The following is a 16991-nucleotide window of genomic DNA, read 5'->3' on the forward strand; positions in this document are numbered from 1 at the left end:
CCTATCCTTTCTCGCGATTGTCGACGACGCGGCGCGCCTTGCCCTGCGAGCGTTCGACACTGCCGGGCTCGCCTACAGAAATCTCTGCCGAGATGCCAACGATATCCTTGATCCGCTTGGCCAGCTGCTTGGTGCAGGCCTCACGTTGCGCGTGCGCAGTGGCCGCTGGCAAGACCTCAACATGGATGCGCATCGCGTCCATCCGGCCCTTGCTGTAAAGCTCGATCTGGTAATAGGGCGCGAGCGCCTCCACCGTCAGCATCTGCTCTTCGATCTGGCTGGGGAAGACATTGACACCGCGCAGGATGATCATGTCGTCCGACCGCCCGGTGATCTTGGCCATCCGCCGCATCGAACGCGCCGTGCCCGGCAGCAGGCGTGTCAGGTCACGGGTGCGGTAGCGCACCATCGGCAGGCCTTCCTTGGTCAGCGTGGTAAAGACCAGCTCGCCCAACTCGCCATCGGGCAGCACCGCGCCGGTTTCCGGGTCGATGATTTCCGGCAGGAAGTGATCCTCCCAGATGACCGGCCCGTCCTTGGTTTCCACACATTCATTGGCAACGCCCGGCCCCATGATTTCCGAGAGGCCGTAGATATCGACCGCATGCATATCAAAGGCCGCCTCGACCTCGCGGCGCATCGCATCGGTCCAGGGTTCCGCGCCAAAGACGCCAACCTTCAGCGAAGAGCTGCGCGGGTCGATCCCCATGCGGTGATACTGCTCAAGGATGTTGAGCATGTAGGACGGCGTCACCATAATGCCGTCTGGGCGGAAATCCTCGATCAGCGTCACTTGCTTTTCGGTCTGGCCGCCCGACATCGGCACCACCGTCGCGCCGAGGCGTTCAATGCCGTAATGCGCGCCAAGCCCGCCAGTGAACAGCCCATAGCCATAGGCGTTATGCACCATATCGCCGCGCCGCAGACCGGACGCGCGCAAGGACCGCGCCAGAAGGTCCGCCCAGGTGTCGATGTCCTTTTGCGTGTAGCCCACCACCGTGGGCTTGCCCGTGGTGCCGGAAGACGCATGCACCCGGAGGATCTGCTCGCGCGGCACTGCAAACATGCCAAAAGGATAGGCATCGCGCAGATCGCCCTTGGTGGTGAAGGGAAACTTCGCCAGATCCGACAGCTCTTGCAAATCGTCCGGGTGTACCCCAGCCGCGTCGAACCGCGCCTTATACATCGCCACATTGTCGTAGGCATGGCGCAGCGACCATTTCAGGCGCTCCAGTTGCAGGCTGCGGATCTCGTCGATGGACGCGATCTCGATCGGGTCAAGGTCTGACCGGTTGGGTGTCAAATCTATCATTGGCGTCCTCCGTCGCGGGATAGTCCTGGTGCCGCTTAATCGCGGGGCATAGGCGCATCGGTTTCCTCAAACAGATGCCCTTTGATGGCGCGCGAGCAGCCGCGCATTTCTGCGATCAGCTGTCCGTCCTGATTTTTGACGCTCACGTCATAGATACCGCTGCGCCCGGTCAGCGAGACCTCGCGGGCCTCGGCCAGAAGCCGGTCACCTTTGCGCCCCGGCGCGATAAAGCTGATCATATTGTGCTGCGCCACCGTCGCCTGATTGCGGCTGTTGCAAGCAAAGGCAAAGGCGCTGTCGGCGAGCATGAAGATCACACCGCCATGGCAGATCCCATGGCCGTTGCAGTGATGCGCCTCGACGGTCAGGGCCAGCGCGGCACTGCCCTCATCGACGCGTTCGATGCCCATACCGGCCCATTTGGACGCCTGATCGTCGGCCCACATGGCGGCGGCGGATTTCTCGGCCCGGGTCTTTGCGGTCATGGTCATGGCTTATTCCCCCCGAAACACCGGCTGGCGCTTTTCAAGAAATGCCCGCACGCCTTCGGCGTAATCCGCGCTCTCACCACAGGTTTTCATGGCATCCGCCTCGCGCTCCAGCTGCTCGGCCAGCGTATAGGCCCCCGAGGTCTGGATCAGCGATTTGGTCAGGCTCAGCCCCAGCGTCGGCCCATCGGCGAGCTTGGCCGTCAGGGCGCGCGCCTCGGTCATTAGCACGTCATCGGCAACGCATTTCCAGATCAGCCCCCAATCAGCGGCTTGCTCGGCGCTCAGCGGCTCTCCGGTCAGTGCCAGCGCCTTGGCGCGGGCCTCGCCCAGCAGGCGCGGCAGGTGATAGCTGCCAGCCGTGTCGGGGATCAGCCCGACCTTGGCAAAGGACTGGATGAATTTCGCGCTCTGCGCTGCCAACACTATGTCTGCCGCCAGCGACAGGTTTGCCCCCGCCCCTGCCGCAACGCCATTTACGGCGCAGACCACCGGAAACTCCAACGCGCGGATCAGGTTCACCAGCGGCGCATAAAACGTGCGCACCGTATAGCCCAGATCCACCGGGCCACTCGCCGCATCCGGGTTACGCGCCGACAGATCCTGCCCCGCGCAAAAACCCCGCCCCGCACCCGTCAGCAAGAGCGCCCGTTTTCCAGAATCGCGCGCCTCTTCAATGGCGGCACGCAGGGCCAGATGCATCTCATCGGTAAACGCATTGAGCCGATCCGGGCGGTTCAGCGTGATCTCGCACCACGTCCCGTGATCCTGTGTCAGAATGCTCTGTTCCATGATGCCTCCCCTCTCGCCCACGGCGGGCGATCCAGCGCCCGATTGGGAAAAGACTTGCATAAACCGACCGGACGGTCAATATATCTGATCAGGAAAATGGGCCGCCCCGAAACCGGGCGCAGGCACGTTGCACAACAGACTTCAGGGAGACCCGAAACATGTGCCCGAAAGATGTGGCGAGCTTTGCCGCCGGAGAATGGATCGCACCGGACAACAGCGCACGCGAGATTGCCTCTGCCATCACCGGAGAGGTGATCGCCCGCGCAGGCAATGCCACGCTCGATGTGCAAGCGATGCTCGATTATGCCCGCGATACGGGCGGCCCCGCCCTGCGCGCCATGACCTTCCATGACCGCGCCCGCATGCTCAAGGCGCTGGCGCAGCATTTGGACGCCCACAAACAGGAATTGTATGACCTGAGCTTTGACACTGGCGCGACCCAAAAGGACCACCTGATCGACGTGGACGGCGGCATCGGCACGGTGTTTGTCTTTGCCTCCAAGGGGCGGCGCGAGATGCCCGACAGCACCGTCTATGCAGACGGCGCGGTCGAGCAACTGTCGCGCCACGGCAGCTTTATGGGCCAGCACATCTGCACCTCGCTGCCAGGTGTTGCGGTGCATATCAATGCCTTCAACTTCCCGGTCTGGGGCATGCTGGAAAAGCTCGCACCCACCCTGCTCGCCGGTGTTCCGGCCATTGTAAAGCCGGCCACCGCCACCTGCTACGTCACCGAGGCGGCCGTGCGCCTGATGCTGGACAGCGGCCTTCTGCCCAAGGGCGCGCTACAATTGGTAAGCGGCGGCATTGGCGACATGCTGGACCGGCTGACCTGTCAGGATGTGGTGAGCTTTACCGGCTCTGCCGCGACCGCATTGAAGCTGCGCCAAACGCCTGCAATCGTTGAAAACTCCGTACGATTCGTGGCGGAACAAGACAGCCTCAATGCGTCGATCCTCGGCCCCGACGCAGCACCCGGCAGCGCGGAATTCGACCTCTTTCTGAAGGAAGTGCAGCGCGAAATGACCACCAAAGCGGGGCAGAAATGTACCGCCATCCGCCGCATCATCGTGCCTGACGCACAGGTTGACGCCGTTATCGAGGGGCTGAGCACCGCGCTGGCCAAAATCACCATTGGCGACCCACGCGCCGACAGCACCCGTATGGGCGCACTGGTCTCCGCGGCGCAGAAACGTGATGTGCTGGAGCAAGCCGCCAAGATCGCAACCGAAGCCACCCGCGTTTTTGGCGACCCCGACGACTTCACCGTTGAGGGCGCCGACAAGGACAAGGGTGCCTTTGTGCCGCCGATGCTGTTTCATTGCGCCGACCCCGACGCCGCGCACCACGTGCACGACACCGAGGCCTTTGGCCCCGTTTCCACCGTGATGGGCTACCGCGACCTTGCGCATGCCGCCGAACTGGCCAATCGCGGCCAAGGCTCTCTCGTGGCCTCGCTCATCACTGCCGACCCGGCGGTGGCGCGTGAGGTGACACTGAATATCGCGGCCTTCCATGGGCGGGTCTATATCAACAACGCCACCTCCATGAAGGAATCCACCGGCCACGGCTCTCCCCTGCCCCATATGGTGCATGGTGGCCCCGGTCGCGCGGGCGGCGGCGAGGAACTGGGCGGTGTGCGTGCGGTGAAACACTACATGCAACGCACCGCGGTGCAGGGCTCGCCCGAGATCCTGTCGGCCATTACCGGTAAATGGGTGCCCGGCAGCCCGGAGACCACCGGCCCGGCGCATCCCTTCACCCGGCGCTTTGGCGACTTGGCCATTGGCGAGACGCTGCACACCGCACCGCGCACCGTGACCAGCGACGACATCGCCCATTTTGCGCAGTTCACGGGTGATACGTTCTATGCCCACATGGATGACGCCGCCGCCGAACGGAACCCGTTTTTCCCGGGCCGCGTCGCACATGGCTATCTATTGTTGTCCTTTGCTGCGGGCATGTTCGTGCAGCCGGACGAGGGTCCGGTTCTGGCCAACACCGGGCTTGATAACCTGCGGTTCATGAAACCGGTGGTGCCGGGCGACAGCATCAAGGTGCGCCTCACCGTCAAGGCCAAGACCCCGCGCAACGAGGAATATGGCGAGATCCGCTGGCACGTGACGCTCACCAATCAGGACGACGAACTGGTGGCGGAATATGAGTTGCTGACGATGGTTGCGTTCTGAGCGCACCCGCCCGCATGTGAGGCCACCATGTTGCGATGGGGCTGGTGCTGCACCGCGCCAGCCCCTATCGTAATCCCATGACATTGGACGCACATGACTGGTTTTCCACTGCGCTGTCGGCGCTTGCAGAGCCGCAGGGCCAGAGGGTCTGGTCCATCATCATCTCCTTTCTCGGTGACATGGCGCAGGATGAGGACGCCGGTATCAGCAGCGCCGCGCTGACCCGGGTGATCACCCCGCTCGGCATCAAGCCCGAGGCCATCCGCGTCGCCCTTCACCGCTTGCGCAAGGATGGCTGGACCGACAGCGAGCGCAAGGGCCGCGGGTCTCGCCATGCGTTGACGCCGCATGGTCGCGCCCAATCCGCCCGCGTCACGCCGCGCATCTATGCACGCACCCCCTGCAGCGCCAAGGACTGGCACCTTCTGGTCGCTGGCACCTCCGAAGGGCTGGAGCATCTGGACCACCTTTCGGAAACCTCGCCCGACCACCTGATCCGGGTCAATCGGCAGGTTGGCCTTGCTTCCGGCGCCGACACCGCGTCCCGGCCGGACATGCTTGTGGTACGGGCCGACATTGCGCAGGTGCCCGCCTGGCTTCAGGATGACCTGTTCCCTGCCCCCCTGCGCCGCAGCTGCGCAGCGCTGAACGCAGCGCTTGCACCGCTCGGCCAGCCGCCGGAGCTGGACCCCCTGCGCCGCGCCTGCCTACGCACCCTGATCGTACACCGCTGGCGCCGCATCGCGCTGCGCCACCCCTGCCTGCCCCCGCGCTTTCATCCTGCCGATTGGGCCGGAGAGGCCTGCCGCCAGAAGGTCTTTGCCCTCCTTGATCGGCTCGACCGCCCGGACCTGAGTGATCTGGAGGCCGCAGACCCCTTGCCGCCAACAGAACAACTGCGCGCAGCCCCATAGCCATCCTTTTGTAAAATATGAACAAAACACAGCGGCAATAAAAAAAACCTGCAAAAATCTGGTTCTGGCTGATTTCGCCCTTGACCCTCTCGGCGGCATTCCGTAAATCGCCTCCACACAGCGAGCGGCGGAGTAGCTCAGTTGGTTAGAGCAGCGGAATCATAATCCGCGTGTCGGGGGTTCAAGTCCCTCCTCCGCTACCACCCTTCCCGGATATGCCTTACCAGACAGATGGCACGACAGAGGCGCGGTGGCGCCGACAGTGCTATGGCTGTGCATTCTCGATCTGAATCGACCTGAGCATCAGGCCCCGCTGCCACGGTATCGCTGATCGCATTGTATCGATCAAAGCTGGAATGATGCGCTGCCGTCTCCTTGTGGCACCGCTGTTCCTGATCGTCACCGGTTGACATGGCCCCCGCCCAGGTCTGCCTGTCGCAAAATGGCACGTCGCGCCCATCCAACACCCGTAAAATCTCCATAAGTAGCTGAAATATATAAAAAACGCTCTACGAACACAAAATTAGCGTTTTTCCGGCATTAATAGTTGCGTCGTGCGCTGCCTTTTACGAAGGAGACCCCAACGTGGTGCCTAAATTCTCAACCGTGTCACTGAAGTTGAAACTGCCCTTGTTGATGGTGGCGCTTACGGTCGCCTTTGTGATCACGGTCTCTTTTCTGATCTACACACTGGCAGATCGCAGCATTCGCGAGAATGTCGCAACGGCGCAGGCCTCCAAGGCGCAAGCGGGGGCCCAGGCCCTGGCCTTCAGCATTGGCGCGGCGCAACGGGATGTCGCCAACCTTGCCGCCCAGCCGACGACATTCCGCGCGATGAACAACTTCGAACGGGTCATCGGCATGATCGAGGATGACGACCCGATCGGCTTCCTCAAGCAGCACTATGTTGCCGACAACCCCAATGCCATCGAGCAGCGGGCAGATCTGGTCGATCCGGGCGATGGCTCCTATTACACGCAATCCCATGTGACCTATCACCCGACCTTTGTGCAGACCGCCGAGCTGAATGGCTATGCCGATATCTATCTGATCACGCCGGCCGGGCTTGTGGTCTATTCCACCCGCAAGCAGGCTGATTTTGCCGAAGACATCACGGGGGACGTGCTGTCAGGAAGCGCGCTGGCCCGGGTGGCGGCCGCGGCCCTGGACGCCGAACCCGGCACCGTGGTGGCTGCGGATTTTGAACCCTACAGCCCGGTGGGCAGCAACGATGCCTTCCTGGCCTCGCCCGTTCTGAACAAACGCGGGGCATCGGTTGGTGTGATTGCGGTTCGGATCGCCACCGATATGGTGCAAGCCGCACTCACCGCAAACCTCAGTGATCGTGGGCATGAGAATATTTTCCTGGTCAGCCCGGATGGCGTCGCCCGCAGCCCAAGCGTGGTTCCGGACGCCTTCGAGATGCTGGCCCCCCTGCCCGACGCACCGCATATCGCCGCTGCGCGCGCCGGAACCGCCGGACAGTTCGAAGATGTCATCACCGCCTCCGGCGAGCATGCGACCGCGGTGGTCATCCCCATGGAACTCGAGGGGTTTGACTGGTCCTTGGTCATGGAGACCGATGCGGAAACCGCCTTTGCCATGGTGAATCGCATCCGCACCTTGGTGCTGACACTGATTGGTGCCTCGATCGTGGTGTCCATTGGCGTGTCCTGGGCGGCTGCCAATCGGGTCACACGGCCGATCCACAGCCTGCGGGACGTCACCAACGCGCTTGCGAGTGAGGATTATGACGTCGAGATCACCGGCCTGCGACGCGGCGATGAGTTCGGGGATCTGGCCCGCAGCCTGGATACCTTCCGGGACAAGCTCAAATCGGCGGACGAGGCCAGCGCGCGCGAAATCGAAGCCCGGCAGGAGACCGACTTTGTTGTCGAGGAAATGAGCCAGGCCCTGTCGGATCTGCAAGACGGCAATCTTGTCTGTGAAATCCAGCGTCCCTTTGCCGCCCATTATGAAACCCTGCGGGAAAACTACAATCGCAGCCTGCAGAACCTGCGCCACTCCCTGCGCGAGGTGGTCGAGGCGGCGCAGCACGTGGACCGGTTCTCGCAGGAGCAGCGCGCCGCCGCCAATGAGATGGCAGAACGCACGGAAAGCCAGGGCGCGACGCTGGAAAAGACCGCAACCGCAATGCAGGATCTGACCAAGCGCCTGCGCGACACGGCGGAAAAGGCCACCGAGGTCGATACCACCATGCGCGGCACCCGGCGCGAAGCGGAACAGAGCAACGAGGTCGTCCGCTCTGCCGTTGCGGCCATGGACCAGATCCAGCAGGCCTCTGCCGAGATTTCCAAGATCATCAACATGATCGACGATATTGCCTTTCAGACCAACCTCTTGGCGTTGAATGCCGGGGTGGAGGCCGCACGGGCCGGATCTGCCGGGGCGGGCTTCGCGGTTGTGGCATCCGAGGTCCGCAATCTGGCGCGCCGCGCGTCGGAAGCCGCAGGCGAGATCAAGGCCCTCACCACGGCCAGCGAAGAACATGTGGCCAATGGGGTCTCGATGGTGGATCGCGCCGGCCACGCCCTGACCAGCATCATTCAGCAGGTCACGGATGTGAGCGACCTGGTGTCCGAGATCGCCGGCGGTGTCCAGCACCAGTCTCAGGGGCTCGAGGATATCAACAGCGCCATGCGCGAGCTTGACGCCGTGACCCAGCAGAACACCGCCATGGCCGAAGAGGCCTCGGCCGCCAGCCAGCTGCTGCAGAGCGAGGCCAACACGCTGACCCAGGTGACAGCGCGTTTCCAGATCGACGCCCCAATGAGCGCGGACGCCCCCGCCACATGGGAAGAGGTCGCAACGCCCCCCGCAGACGAAGACGGTGCAGAGGCGGGCGCCGACGCGCGCAGCGGCACCGGCTGACCCTCCGGGGTCACGCGCGGCTTGCGCTTTTTGCAGGAAAGGGACATCACCTTATACTAGATGCGCAACTTAAGTTTGCGCCCGTAAATATTTGTCGGCACTTTAAACGGGCATACAGCACAAAATTGCCCGAAAGAAGTGCGGCGTCCAGCGGGAGATGATGTCATGTCGGAGTCCAAAATCCGCAATATGGAAGAATTCGCCACGGTCAGCGGCATTTCCCGCCCAACCCTGTCGAAGTACTTCAATGATCCCGACAGTGTGCGTCCCTCCACGCGCAAAAAGATCGAGGCGGCGCTGGAAACGCACGACTACCGTCCGAATATCTACGCCATGAACCAGAACCGCCGGCTGACCAAGAACATCGGCATTGTGGTGCCATTCCTCGCTGATCCGTTCTTTGCCGAAATCGCCCGCGTGATCGAGAATCTGGTCATTGCGGGGGGCTTCCGCCCGATCCTGCTCAGTTCGCACGGCGAAACCGAACAGGAAAACGACAACCTGGAGTCGCTGCGCTCGATCCGCCCGGCGGGTGTGCTGCTGGCACCGCTGGGCCGCACCTCTGACGCGGAGGCGATCGAACGCTTTTGCGCCGATGTTCCGACCGTTCTCTTTGACAACTCCATTGGGGACCTCGGCGAGGCCTTTTTTGGCTTGGACAATCCGCAGAGCGTTGGAATGATGGTGAAATACCTCTGCGACACCGGAGAGCCGCCGGTGTTTTTCGAGATGCGGACCCCCACGAACCCAAACGCCTACAAACGGCGCAACACATATGTCGAAACGATGGAACGCCTGGGCGAGACGCCACAGCTGGTGCAGGTGGCTGGCGACACCTGGAACTTTGAGGACATCGGGTATCAGGGCGGGTTGCAGGCCATACAAGGGCGCGAGCTGGGCACCAACACCGTGCTCTGCTCCAATGACCGCCTGGCCATCGGTTTCCTGGCGGCCGCCTATGAATGCGGGCTTCGGGTCGGGCGTGGCAACGGCAGCGCGCTTCGTGTCGCCGGACACGACGACCACCCTTACGCACGTTTCACCTGCCCGCCGCTGACCACCGTCGCGCAGGATTACGCCGCCATCGCGACCCGCAGCGTCGAGGCGATTCTGAACCTGATCGAATCGGGCGAGCGGGCCGAAACGCGGATCACCACCCTGTTCTCCGGCACCCTGATCCAACGCAGTTCAGCGTAGTCACGCTGCTAAGCTGTTGAGAAATCGACCTCACCGCTTAATTTTTACGCGCGTAAAAATTTTATTGACGAAACCCGGACCTTCCCCCTACCGTATCTGCACAACATCCAGACACTAGGGAGGAAACGGATGTACCTGAGAAACGCACTTTGTGCGGCATCTGCACTTGCAGTCATGGCGGCTGGCGCCGTTCAGGCCGAAACAACGGTGACCATCGCCACCGTCAACAACGGCGACATGATCCGCATGCAGGGTCTGGCTGACGACTTCACCGCACAACACCCCGATATCAAACTGGAATGGGTCACGCTTGAGGAAAACGTGCTCCGTCAACGTGTCACCCAGGACATCGCCTCCAAGGGCGGCCAGTTCGACGTGATGACCATCGGCACCTATGAGGTCCCGATCTGGGCCAAGAATGACTGGCTGGTCTCGCTCAACGACATGCCATCGGACTGGGACGCCGACGACATCCTGCCCGCGATCCGCGGTGGTCTGACCGTTGACGGCGAGCTGTATGCCGCACCGTTCTACGGCGAAAGCTCCATGGTGATGTACCGCACCGACCTGATGGAAAAAGCGGGCCTCGAGATGCCCGAAGCCCCCACATGGGAGTTCATCAGGGAAGCCGCCGCCGGGATGACCGACGAGGCCGAAGGCATCTACGGCATCTGCCTGCGCGGCAAGGCCGGCTGGGGCGAGAACATGGCCTTCCTGACCGCCATGTCCAACTCCTTTGGCGCCAAGTGGTTCGACGAGAACTGGACCCCGCAGTTCGACTCCGAGCCGTGGAAGGCCACCCTCGACTTCTACATGGACCTGATGACGAATTATGGCCCTCCGGGCGCGTCCACCAACGGGTTCAATGAAAACCTGTCGCTGTTCCAGCAGGGCAAATGCGGCATGTGGATCGACGCCACCGTGGCGGCATCCTTTGTGACCAACCCCAACGACTCCACCGTGGCCGACAAGGTCGGTTTTGCACTGGCACCGGACAATGGTCTCGGCAAACGCGGCAACTGGCTCTGGGCGTGGACGCTGGCGGTCCCGGCTGGATCTGACGCCACCGATGAGGCCAAGACCTTTATCGAATGGGCCACCTCCAAAGGCTACACCGAGCTGGTCGCCTCCAAGGAAGGTTGGGCCAACGTGCCTCCGGGCACCCGCACCTCGCTCTATGAGAACCAGAAGTATCTCGACGCAGCCCCCTTTGCCGAGATGACCCTGAACTCGATCAACGCCGCCGACCCGACCAACCCCTCTGTGGACCCGGTCCCCTATACCGGCGTGCAATTTGTGGCGATCCCGGAGTTTGCGGGCATCGGCACGCAGGTCGGTCAGGAATTCTCGGCAGCGCTGGCCGGTCAGCAAACCGTGGATGAGGCGCTTGAAAAAGCACAGGCCCTCACCACCGACGAAATGGAAGCCGCAGGCTACTAACGTCACTCCTCCTCGGCCAGGGCTTTCGCACCCCGCGAACCCTGGCCCTTTTTTTCTCTATCGCAGTCTTCGGACAGGTGCCGCCTGTCTGATGAGGAGTCCCCCATGGCAACCCAGCATTCCCGCTCTGCCGCGCGCATCATGATGGCCCCGGCCGTCATCCTGCTGCTCGGCTGGATGCTCGTTCCGCTGACAATGACCCTTGTTTTCTCGTTCAAGAAGTATCTCCCCCTGAGGGGCGGCGATCTGGGTTGGGTCGGCTTTGACAATTACGTTCGTTTTGTCTCGTCCTCTGCCTTCTGGCCCAGCGTGCAGGCGACGCTTGTGATCGTCGGCGGCGTTCTGGCCATCACCGTCGTCTTCGGCGTGCTGCTGGCGCTGCTTCTGGATCAGCCGATGTGGGGTCAGGGGATCGTGCGAATCCTTGTAATTGCACCCTTTTTCGTGATGCCAACCGTGTCGGCACTGGTCTGGAAGAACATGTTCATGGACCCCGTGAACGGGCTCTTTGCGCATCTTTGGACATTCTTCGGCGCGGAGCCGATCTCCTGGCTCTCCGAGGCATCGATGCAGTCGATCATCCTGATCGTCAGCTGGCAGTGGCTGCCCTTTGCGACGCTGATCCTGCTGACCGCGATCCAGTCGCTCGACAGTGAGCAGCTTGAGGCAGCAGAGATGGATGGCGCAAGCCCCCTCGCCCGCTTTGGCTATATCATCCTGCCCCACCTTGGCCGGGCGATCACCGTTGTGGTTCTGATCCAGACGATCTTCCTGCTGTCGATCTTTGCCGAGATCTTTGTGACCACCCAGGGCTCCTTTGGCACCCGCACCCTGACCTATCTGATCTTCCAGCGTGTCCTGGAAAGCCAGAACGTCGGCCTCGGCTCCGCCGGCGGTGTCTATGCCATCATCCTTGCCAATATCGTTGCCGCATTCCTGATGCGCATCGTCGGCAAGAACCTCGACGCGTAAGGGAGGACCATTGATATGGCACGTTCCGTGACCCAACAACGCAAGGCGATCAACACCGTCGCCGCATGGGCGGTTGGTCTTTTGATCTTCTTCCCGATCCTCTGGACCATCCTGACCTCCTTCAAGACCGAGGCGCAGGCGATCAATGACCCGCCGCTGTTCTTCTTCTTTGACTGGACGCTGGAAAACTACGCCGTGGTGCAAGAGCGCTCCGACTACATGCGCTTTCTGTGGAATTCGATCGCGATCGCGGGCGGCTCCACCGTTCTGGGCATTATCATCGCGATCCCGGCAGCGTGGTCGATGGCCTTTGTGCCCTCCAAACGCACCAAGGATATCCTGCTGTGGATGCTCTCGACCAAGATGCTGCCTGCGGTGGGTGTGCTCTACCCGATCTATCTGATCTTCATCCGCCTTGGGATGCTCGACAGCCGCACTGGCCTCATCATTGTGCTGATGCTGTGCAACCTGCCGATCATCGTCTGGATGCTCTACACCTATTTCAAGGAAATCCCCGGCGAAATTCTCGAAGCGGCGCGGATGGATGGCGCAGGCCTCAAAGAAGAAATCCTCTATGTGCTGACGCCGATGGCGATCCCCGGCATCGCCTCCACGCTGTTGTTGAACATCATCCTCGCGTGGAACGAGGCCTTCTGGACGCTGAACCTGACGGCCGCCAAAGCCGCGCCTCTTACGGCCTTTATCGCCAGCTACTCCAGCCCCGAGGGCCTGTTTTACGCAAAACTCAGCGCGGCCTCCACCATGGCCATCGCGCCGATCCTGATCCTTGGCTGGTTCAGCCAGAAACAACTTGTGCGCGGCCTGACCTTTGGCGCTGTGAAATAAGGACGACGAACTATGGGACGTATTACACTCGACAAAGTCACCAAGAGCTTTGGTGCAACTGAGGTCATCCCGCCGCTGGACCTGACCATCGAAGACGGCGAATTCACAGTTTTCGTCGGCCCCTCGGGCTGCGGTAAATCCACGCTCCTGCGGCTGATCGCGGGGTTGGAGGACGTGTCCTCCGGCCAGATCCGCATCGACGGGCAGGATGCCACCTTGACGCCGCCCGCCAAACGCGGCCTTGCCATGGTGTTTCAATCCTATGCGCTCTATCCGCATATGTCGGTGCGCAAGAACATCGCCTTTCCGATGAAAATGGCAGGCATCGACGAAGCGGAACAGAACCGCCGGATCGAGTCCGCGGCCAAGGCGCTCAATCTCACCGACTATCTGGAACGCAAACCCGGCCAGCTTTCGGGTGGTCAGCGCCAGCGCGTCGCCATTGGCCGCGCCATTGTGCGCGAACCTGCGGCGTTCCTGTTTGACGAGCCGCTTTCCAACCTCGATGCGGCACTGCGTGTCGGCATGCGGCTGGAGATCTCCGAGCTGCACGAGCGGCTGAAGACCACCATGATCTACGTGACCCATGATCAGGTGGAGGCGATGACCATGGCCGACAAGATCGTGGTGCTGCGCGCCGGTCACATCGAACAGGTTGGCAGCCCGCTGGAGCTTTATCACAGCCCGCGCAACCTCTTTGTCGCAGGCTTTATCGGCTCGCCCAAGATGAACTTCATCACCGGTCCCGAGGCGGCGAAACACGATGCCGACACCATCGGCGTACGTCCCGAACATATCTCCATCAGCGATGGGGACGGGCCCTGGTCCGGTGTGGTCTCGGTGTCCGAGCACCTGGGATCGGACACGTTCTTTCACATCCACGACACGGGACTGGCCGAAACCATCACCGTGCGTGCGGATGGCGAAGTGGGCTTTCGCCACGGTGACCGGGTCAGCCTGACCCCGCGCAGTGACGTGATCCATCGTTTCGACGCCCAGGGTCTGAGGATCGCGCAATGAGGCTGAATGGCAAGAAAGCCCTGATCACCGGCGCGGCGCGTGGCATCGGTCGCGCCTTTGCCGAGGCCTACCTCCGCGAAGGCGCCGAGGTCGCCATCGCCGATATCGACACCGCGCGTGCCCGCGAGACCGCCGCGGAGCTTGGCGACAAGGCCGTTGCGGTAGAGCTTGACGTGACCCGGCAGGAGAGCATCGACGCCTGTATCGCGCAGACGACGGAGGCGCTTGGGCGCATCGACATTCTGGTCAACAACGCGGCGATTTTCACCGCTGCACCCCTGATCGAGATCACCCGCGCGGATTTTGCCCGCACCTTCGACATCAATGTGTCCGGCACGCTGTTCATGATGAAGGCGGTGGCAAAGCATATGATCGCCCGCGGTGGCGGCGGCAAGATCATCAATATGGCCAGCCAGGCCGGACGCCGGGGCGAGCCGCTGGTGGCGGTCTATTGCGCCTCCAAGGCGGCGATCATCAGCCTGACGCAATCGGCGGGGCTGAACCTGATCCAGCACGGCATAAACGTGAACGCCATCGCCCCCGGCGTGGTGGACGGCGAACATTGGGACGGCGTCGATGCCTTCTTTGCCAAATATGAAAACAAGGCCCCCGGCCAGAAGAAACAAGAGGTCGGCGCCGCCGTCCCCTTCGGCCGTATGGGCACCGCAGACGATCTGACCGGCATGGCCATCTTTCTGGCCAGCCAGGACGCCGATTACGTGGTGGCCCAGACCTATAATGTCGACGGTGGGAACTGGATGAGCTGATGAACGCCCTGTCTCTTTCGAATGCAACGCTGGCCTCCCTCCCCGAGGCCATCGCCCGCCCGACCTACGACCGCACAGCCCTGACACCCGGCATCGTCCACATCGGGCTCGGCAATTTTCACCGCGCCCATCAGAGTTGGTACCTGCATCGGCTCATGCAGCAGGGGGCGGCCCATGACTGGGCGATCCTGGGTGCCGGCGTGCGCCCCTATGACGCCGCCATGCGCGACCGTTTGCTGGCGCAGGATTGCCTGACCACGCTGATCGAACTGTCGCCCGACGCCACCTCGGCAGAGGTTGTGGGCTCGATGATCGACTACCTGCCGATCGAGGAGGGCAACGGCGCGCTGATCGCCGCCATGGCCCGGCCTGAGATCCGCATTGTCGCCCTGACCGTGACCGAAGGCGGCTATTATCAGGAGCCCGACGCCGGCGGTTTTGATCTTGGCCACGCGGACATCCAGCATGATATCGCCAACCCGGCCACGCCGCGTACCGCCTTTGGCGCGATCGTCGCTGCGCTTGGCCAACGGCGCGCGGCGGGCCACGGCCCCTTCACCGTGCAGAGCTGCGACAACCTGCAAGGCAACGGGGACATCACCCGTCAGATCGTGCTTGGCCTTGCCCGCGCGATCAACACCGACCTGGCCGACTGGATCAACGCGCAGTGCAGCTTTCCCAATTCCATGGTGGATTGCATCGTGCCGGCGACCGGCCCGGCCGAAATCGCCCGCGCTGCTGCGATGGGTGTTGCCGACACGGCGCCGGTCACGCATGAGCCCTACCGCCAGTGGGTGATCGAGGATGATTTCTGCGCGGGCCGCCCCGATTGGGATGCGGTGGGCGCGACCTTCACCGATGCGGTGCACGCCTATGAAACCATGAAGATCCGCATTCTGAACGCGGGCCATCAGGTTATCGCCAATGCGGGCGAACTGCTGTCCTGTGCAACCATTGCGGACTGCATGAGGGATCCCGACATCGCCGCGCTTTTTCACAAGGTCCAGTCCGAGGAAATCGCCCCCTATGTGCATCCCGTGCCGGAGATCACGCCGACGGATTACGTGGCGCTGATTGCTGCGCGGTTTTCCAATGCCGCGATCCACGACACCACCCGCCGGGTGGCGTTTGACGGATCGTCGCGCCACACCGGATTTATCCTGCCGGTGCTGCGTGATGCGCTCGATGCCGGTGGTTCGATCAGCGGGATCGCTCTGGTCGAGGCGCTGTGGGCGCGCATGTGCGCCGGCACCCGCGAAGACGGCAGCGACATTTCGCCCAATGATCCGCGGTGGGAGACGCTCGCCCTGAACGCTCAGGCGGCACGCCAGGATCCTCGGGCGTGGCTGGCACAGCCCGGGCTCTACGGGGACCTGTCGCGGAATGACCGGTTCGCGGCCTGCTTTGCCGATTGGCTCCGGATGATCTGGGACCAGGGCACGCGCGCCGCATTGCAGCATTACACTGCCCGTTAATTCATCATCTACACCCTGTTCTTTTGTATAGGCGGCTCACCCTTTGAGCCGCCTGCAATCTTTTGCCAGAGTGTTTGGAAGATCGGGATTTGCCACTATGCTGGTGGGAAGGGCCACGGTCTTGGACCCGGGGCGCACGAGGCAATTGCAGCGGCTGCATAAGAACATTGGTGGAGTGATTGAATGCGTAGAAAAGTAACCAAAGCCATTTTTCCGGTTGCGGGTCTCGGGACCCGGTTTCTGCCGGCCACCAAATCCGTGCCCAAGGAGATCATGACCCTGGTCGACCGGCCGCTGGTGCAATACGCCATCGACGAGGCGCGCGCGGCGGGGATCAAGGAATTCATCTTTGTCACCTCGCGCGGCAAGGGTGCTCTGGAAGATTACTTCGACCATGCGCCGGTGCTGGAGCAGGAGCTGCGCAAAAAGGGCAAGGACGAGCTGCTCTCGGTGTTGAAGAACACCAATATGGAGTCCGGCGCCATCGCCTATATCCGCCAGCATCAGGCTCTTGGTCTGGGGCACGCCGTATGGTGCGCGCGCCGGTTGATCGGCAATGAACCCTTTGCGGTCATGCTGCCCGACGATGTGATCGCGGCGGACAAACCCTGCCTGCAGCAGATGGTCGAAGCCTATGAGGAAACCGGCGGCAATATGGTGGCGGCGATGGAAGTCGCGCCCGAGAAG

General features: G+C 62.3%; 14 protein-coding genes and 1 tRNA gene. 12 read left to right on the plus strand and 3 right to left on the minus strand.

Going from position 1 to position 16991, the window contains the following annotated elements; all coding sequences use genetic code 11:
• Nucleotide 1 precedes the first annotated feature (1 nt).
• From paaK to paaG, 3 genes are read right to left on the minus strand one after another with little or no spacing between them, the layout of a single operon-like run.
• Nucleotides 2-1312 carry a phenylacetate--CoA ligase PaaK gene (gene paaK / locus MHM88_RS15720; protein WP_239367365.1) on the minus strand — a complete coding sequence of 437 codons (1311 nt, stop codon included), beginning with the start codon at nucleotides 1310-1312 and terminating at the stop codon, nucleotides 2-4.
• A 35-nt stretch (nucleotides 1313-1347) separates the two neighbouring features.
• Nucleotides 1348-1797: a hydroxyphenylacetyl-CoA thioesterase PaaI gene (gene paaI / locus MHM88_RS15725; protein WP_239367378.1), complete on the minus strand. Its 450-nt coding sequence runs from the start codon at nucleotides 1795-1797 to the stop codon at nucleotides 1348-1350.
• Between the two features lie 9 nt (nucleotides 1798-1806).
• A complete protein-coding gene (paaG, locus tag MHM88_RS15730) occupies nucleotides 1807-2592 on the minus strand; it encodes a 2-(1,2-epoxy-1,2-dihydrophenyl)acetyl-CoA isomerase PaaG (protein ID WP_239367366.1) in 786 nt (261 codons plus the stop codon).
• 158 nt (nucleotides 2593-2750) lie between these two features.
• On the opposite strand from paaG, the gene paaZ reads away from it, so the two are divergent.
• The 12 genes from paaZ to MHM88_RS15790 form a co-directional block, all read left to right on the plus strand.
• Nucleotides 2751-4781 carry a phenylacetic acid degradation bifunctional protein PaaZ gene (gene paaZ, locus MHM88_RS15735; protein WP_239367367.1) on the plus strand — a complete coding sequence of 677 codons (2031 nt, stop codon included), beginning with the start codon at nucleotides 2751-2753 and terminating at the stop codon, nucleotides 4779-4781.
• A 77-nt stretch (nucleotides 4782-4858) separates the two neighbouring features.
• Entirely contained in the window at nucleotides 4859-5695 is an 837-nt protein-coding gene (locus MHM88_RS15740) for a PaaX family transcriptional regulator C-terminal domain-containing protein (RefSeq protein WP_239367368.1), read from the plus strand.
• A 126-nt stretch (nucleotides 5696-5821) separates the two neighbouring features.
• Nucleotides 5822-5898, plus strand: a tRNA-Met gene (locus MHM88_RS15745).
• 382 nt (nucleotides 5899-6280) lie between these two features.
• On the plus strand, nucleotides 6281-8587 hold the full coding sequence (locus MHM88_RS15750; protein WP_239367369.1) for a methyl-accepting chemotaxis protein: 2307 nt from the start codon (nucleotides 6281-6283) through the stop codon (nucleotides 8585-8587).
• Between the two features lie 165 nt (nucleotides 8588-8752).
• Nucleotides 8753-9784, plus strand: coding sequence for a LacI family DNA-binding transcriptional regulator (locus tag MHM88_RS15755; RefSeq protein ID WP_239367370.1), 1032 nt, complete (start codon nucleotides 8753-8755; stop codon nucleotides 9782-9784).
• 129 nt (nucleotides 9785-9913) lie between these two features.
• On the plus strand, nucleotides 9914-11224 hold the full coding sequence (locus MHM88_RS15760; RefSeq protein WP_239322766.1) for a sugar ABC transporter substrate-binding protein: 1311 nt from the start codon (nucleotides 9914-9916) through the stop codon (nucleotides 11222-11224).
• 105 nt (nucleotides 11225-11329) lie between these two features.
• A complete protein-coding gene (locus MHM88_RS15765) occupies nucleotides 11330-12196 on the plus strand; it encodes a carbohydrate ABC transporter permease (protein WP_239367371.1) in 867 nt (288 codons plus the stop codon).
• Nucleotides 12197-12211: 15 nt separating this feature from the next.
• Nucleotides 12212-13042, plus strand: a complete 831-nt coding sequence (locus tag MHM88_RS15770; protein WP_009176252.1) for a carbohydrate ABC transporter permease — start codon at nucleotides 12212-12214, stop codon at nucleotides 13040-13042.
• A gap of 12 nt (nucleotides 13043-13054) precedes the next feature.
• A complete protein-coding gene (locus tag MHM88_RS15775; RefSeq protein ID WP_239367372.1) occupies nucleotides 13055-14062 on the plus strand; it encodes an ABC transporter ATP-binding protein in 1008 nt (335 codons plus the stop codon).
• A complete protein-coding gene (locus tag MHM88_RS15780; protein ID WP_239367373.1) occupies nucleotides 14059-14829 on the plus strand; it encodes an L-iditol 2-dehydrogenase in 771 nt (256 codons plus the stop codon). Before MHM88_RS15775 ends, MHM88_RS15780 begins: the two co-directional genes overlap by 4 nt.
• Nucleotides 14829-16304, plus strand: a complete 1476-nt coding sequence (locus MHM88_RS15785) for a mannitol dehydrogenase family protein (RefSeq protein WP_239367374.1) — start codon at nucleotides 14829-14831, stop codon at nucleotides 16302-16304. Before MHM88_RS15780 ends, MHM88_RS15785 begins: the two co-directional genes overlap by 1 nt.
• Before the next feature lie 183 nt (nucleotides 16305-16487).
• Nucleotides 16488-16991 (plus strand): UTP--glucose-1-phosphate uridylyltransferase (locus MHM88_RS15790; protein WP_239367375.1); only part of this gene is annotated, 504 nt, incomplete at its 3' end.

The sequence above is a fragment of the Epibacterium sp. MM17-32 genome, assembly GCF_022348205.1.
Classification (GTDB): Bacteria; Pseudomonadota; Alphaproteobacteria; order Rhodobacterales; family Rhodobacteraceae; genus Epibacterium.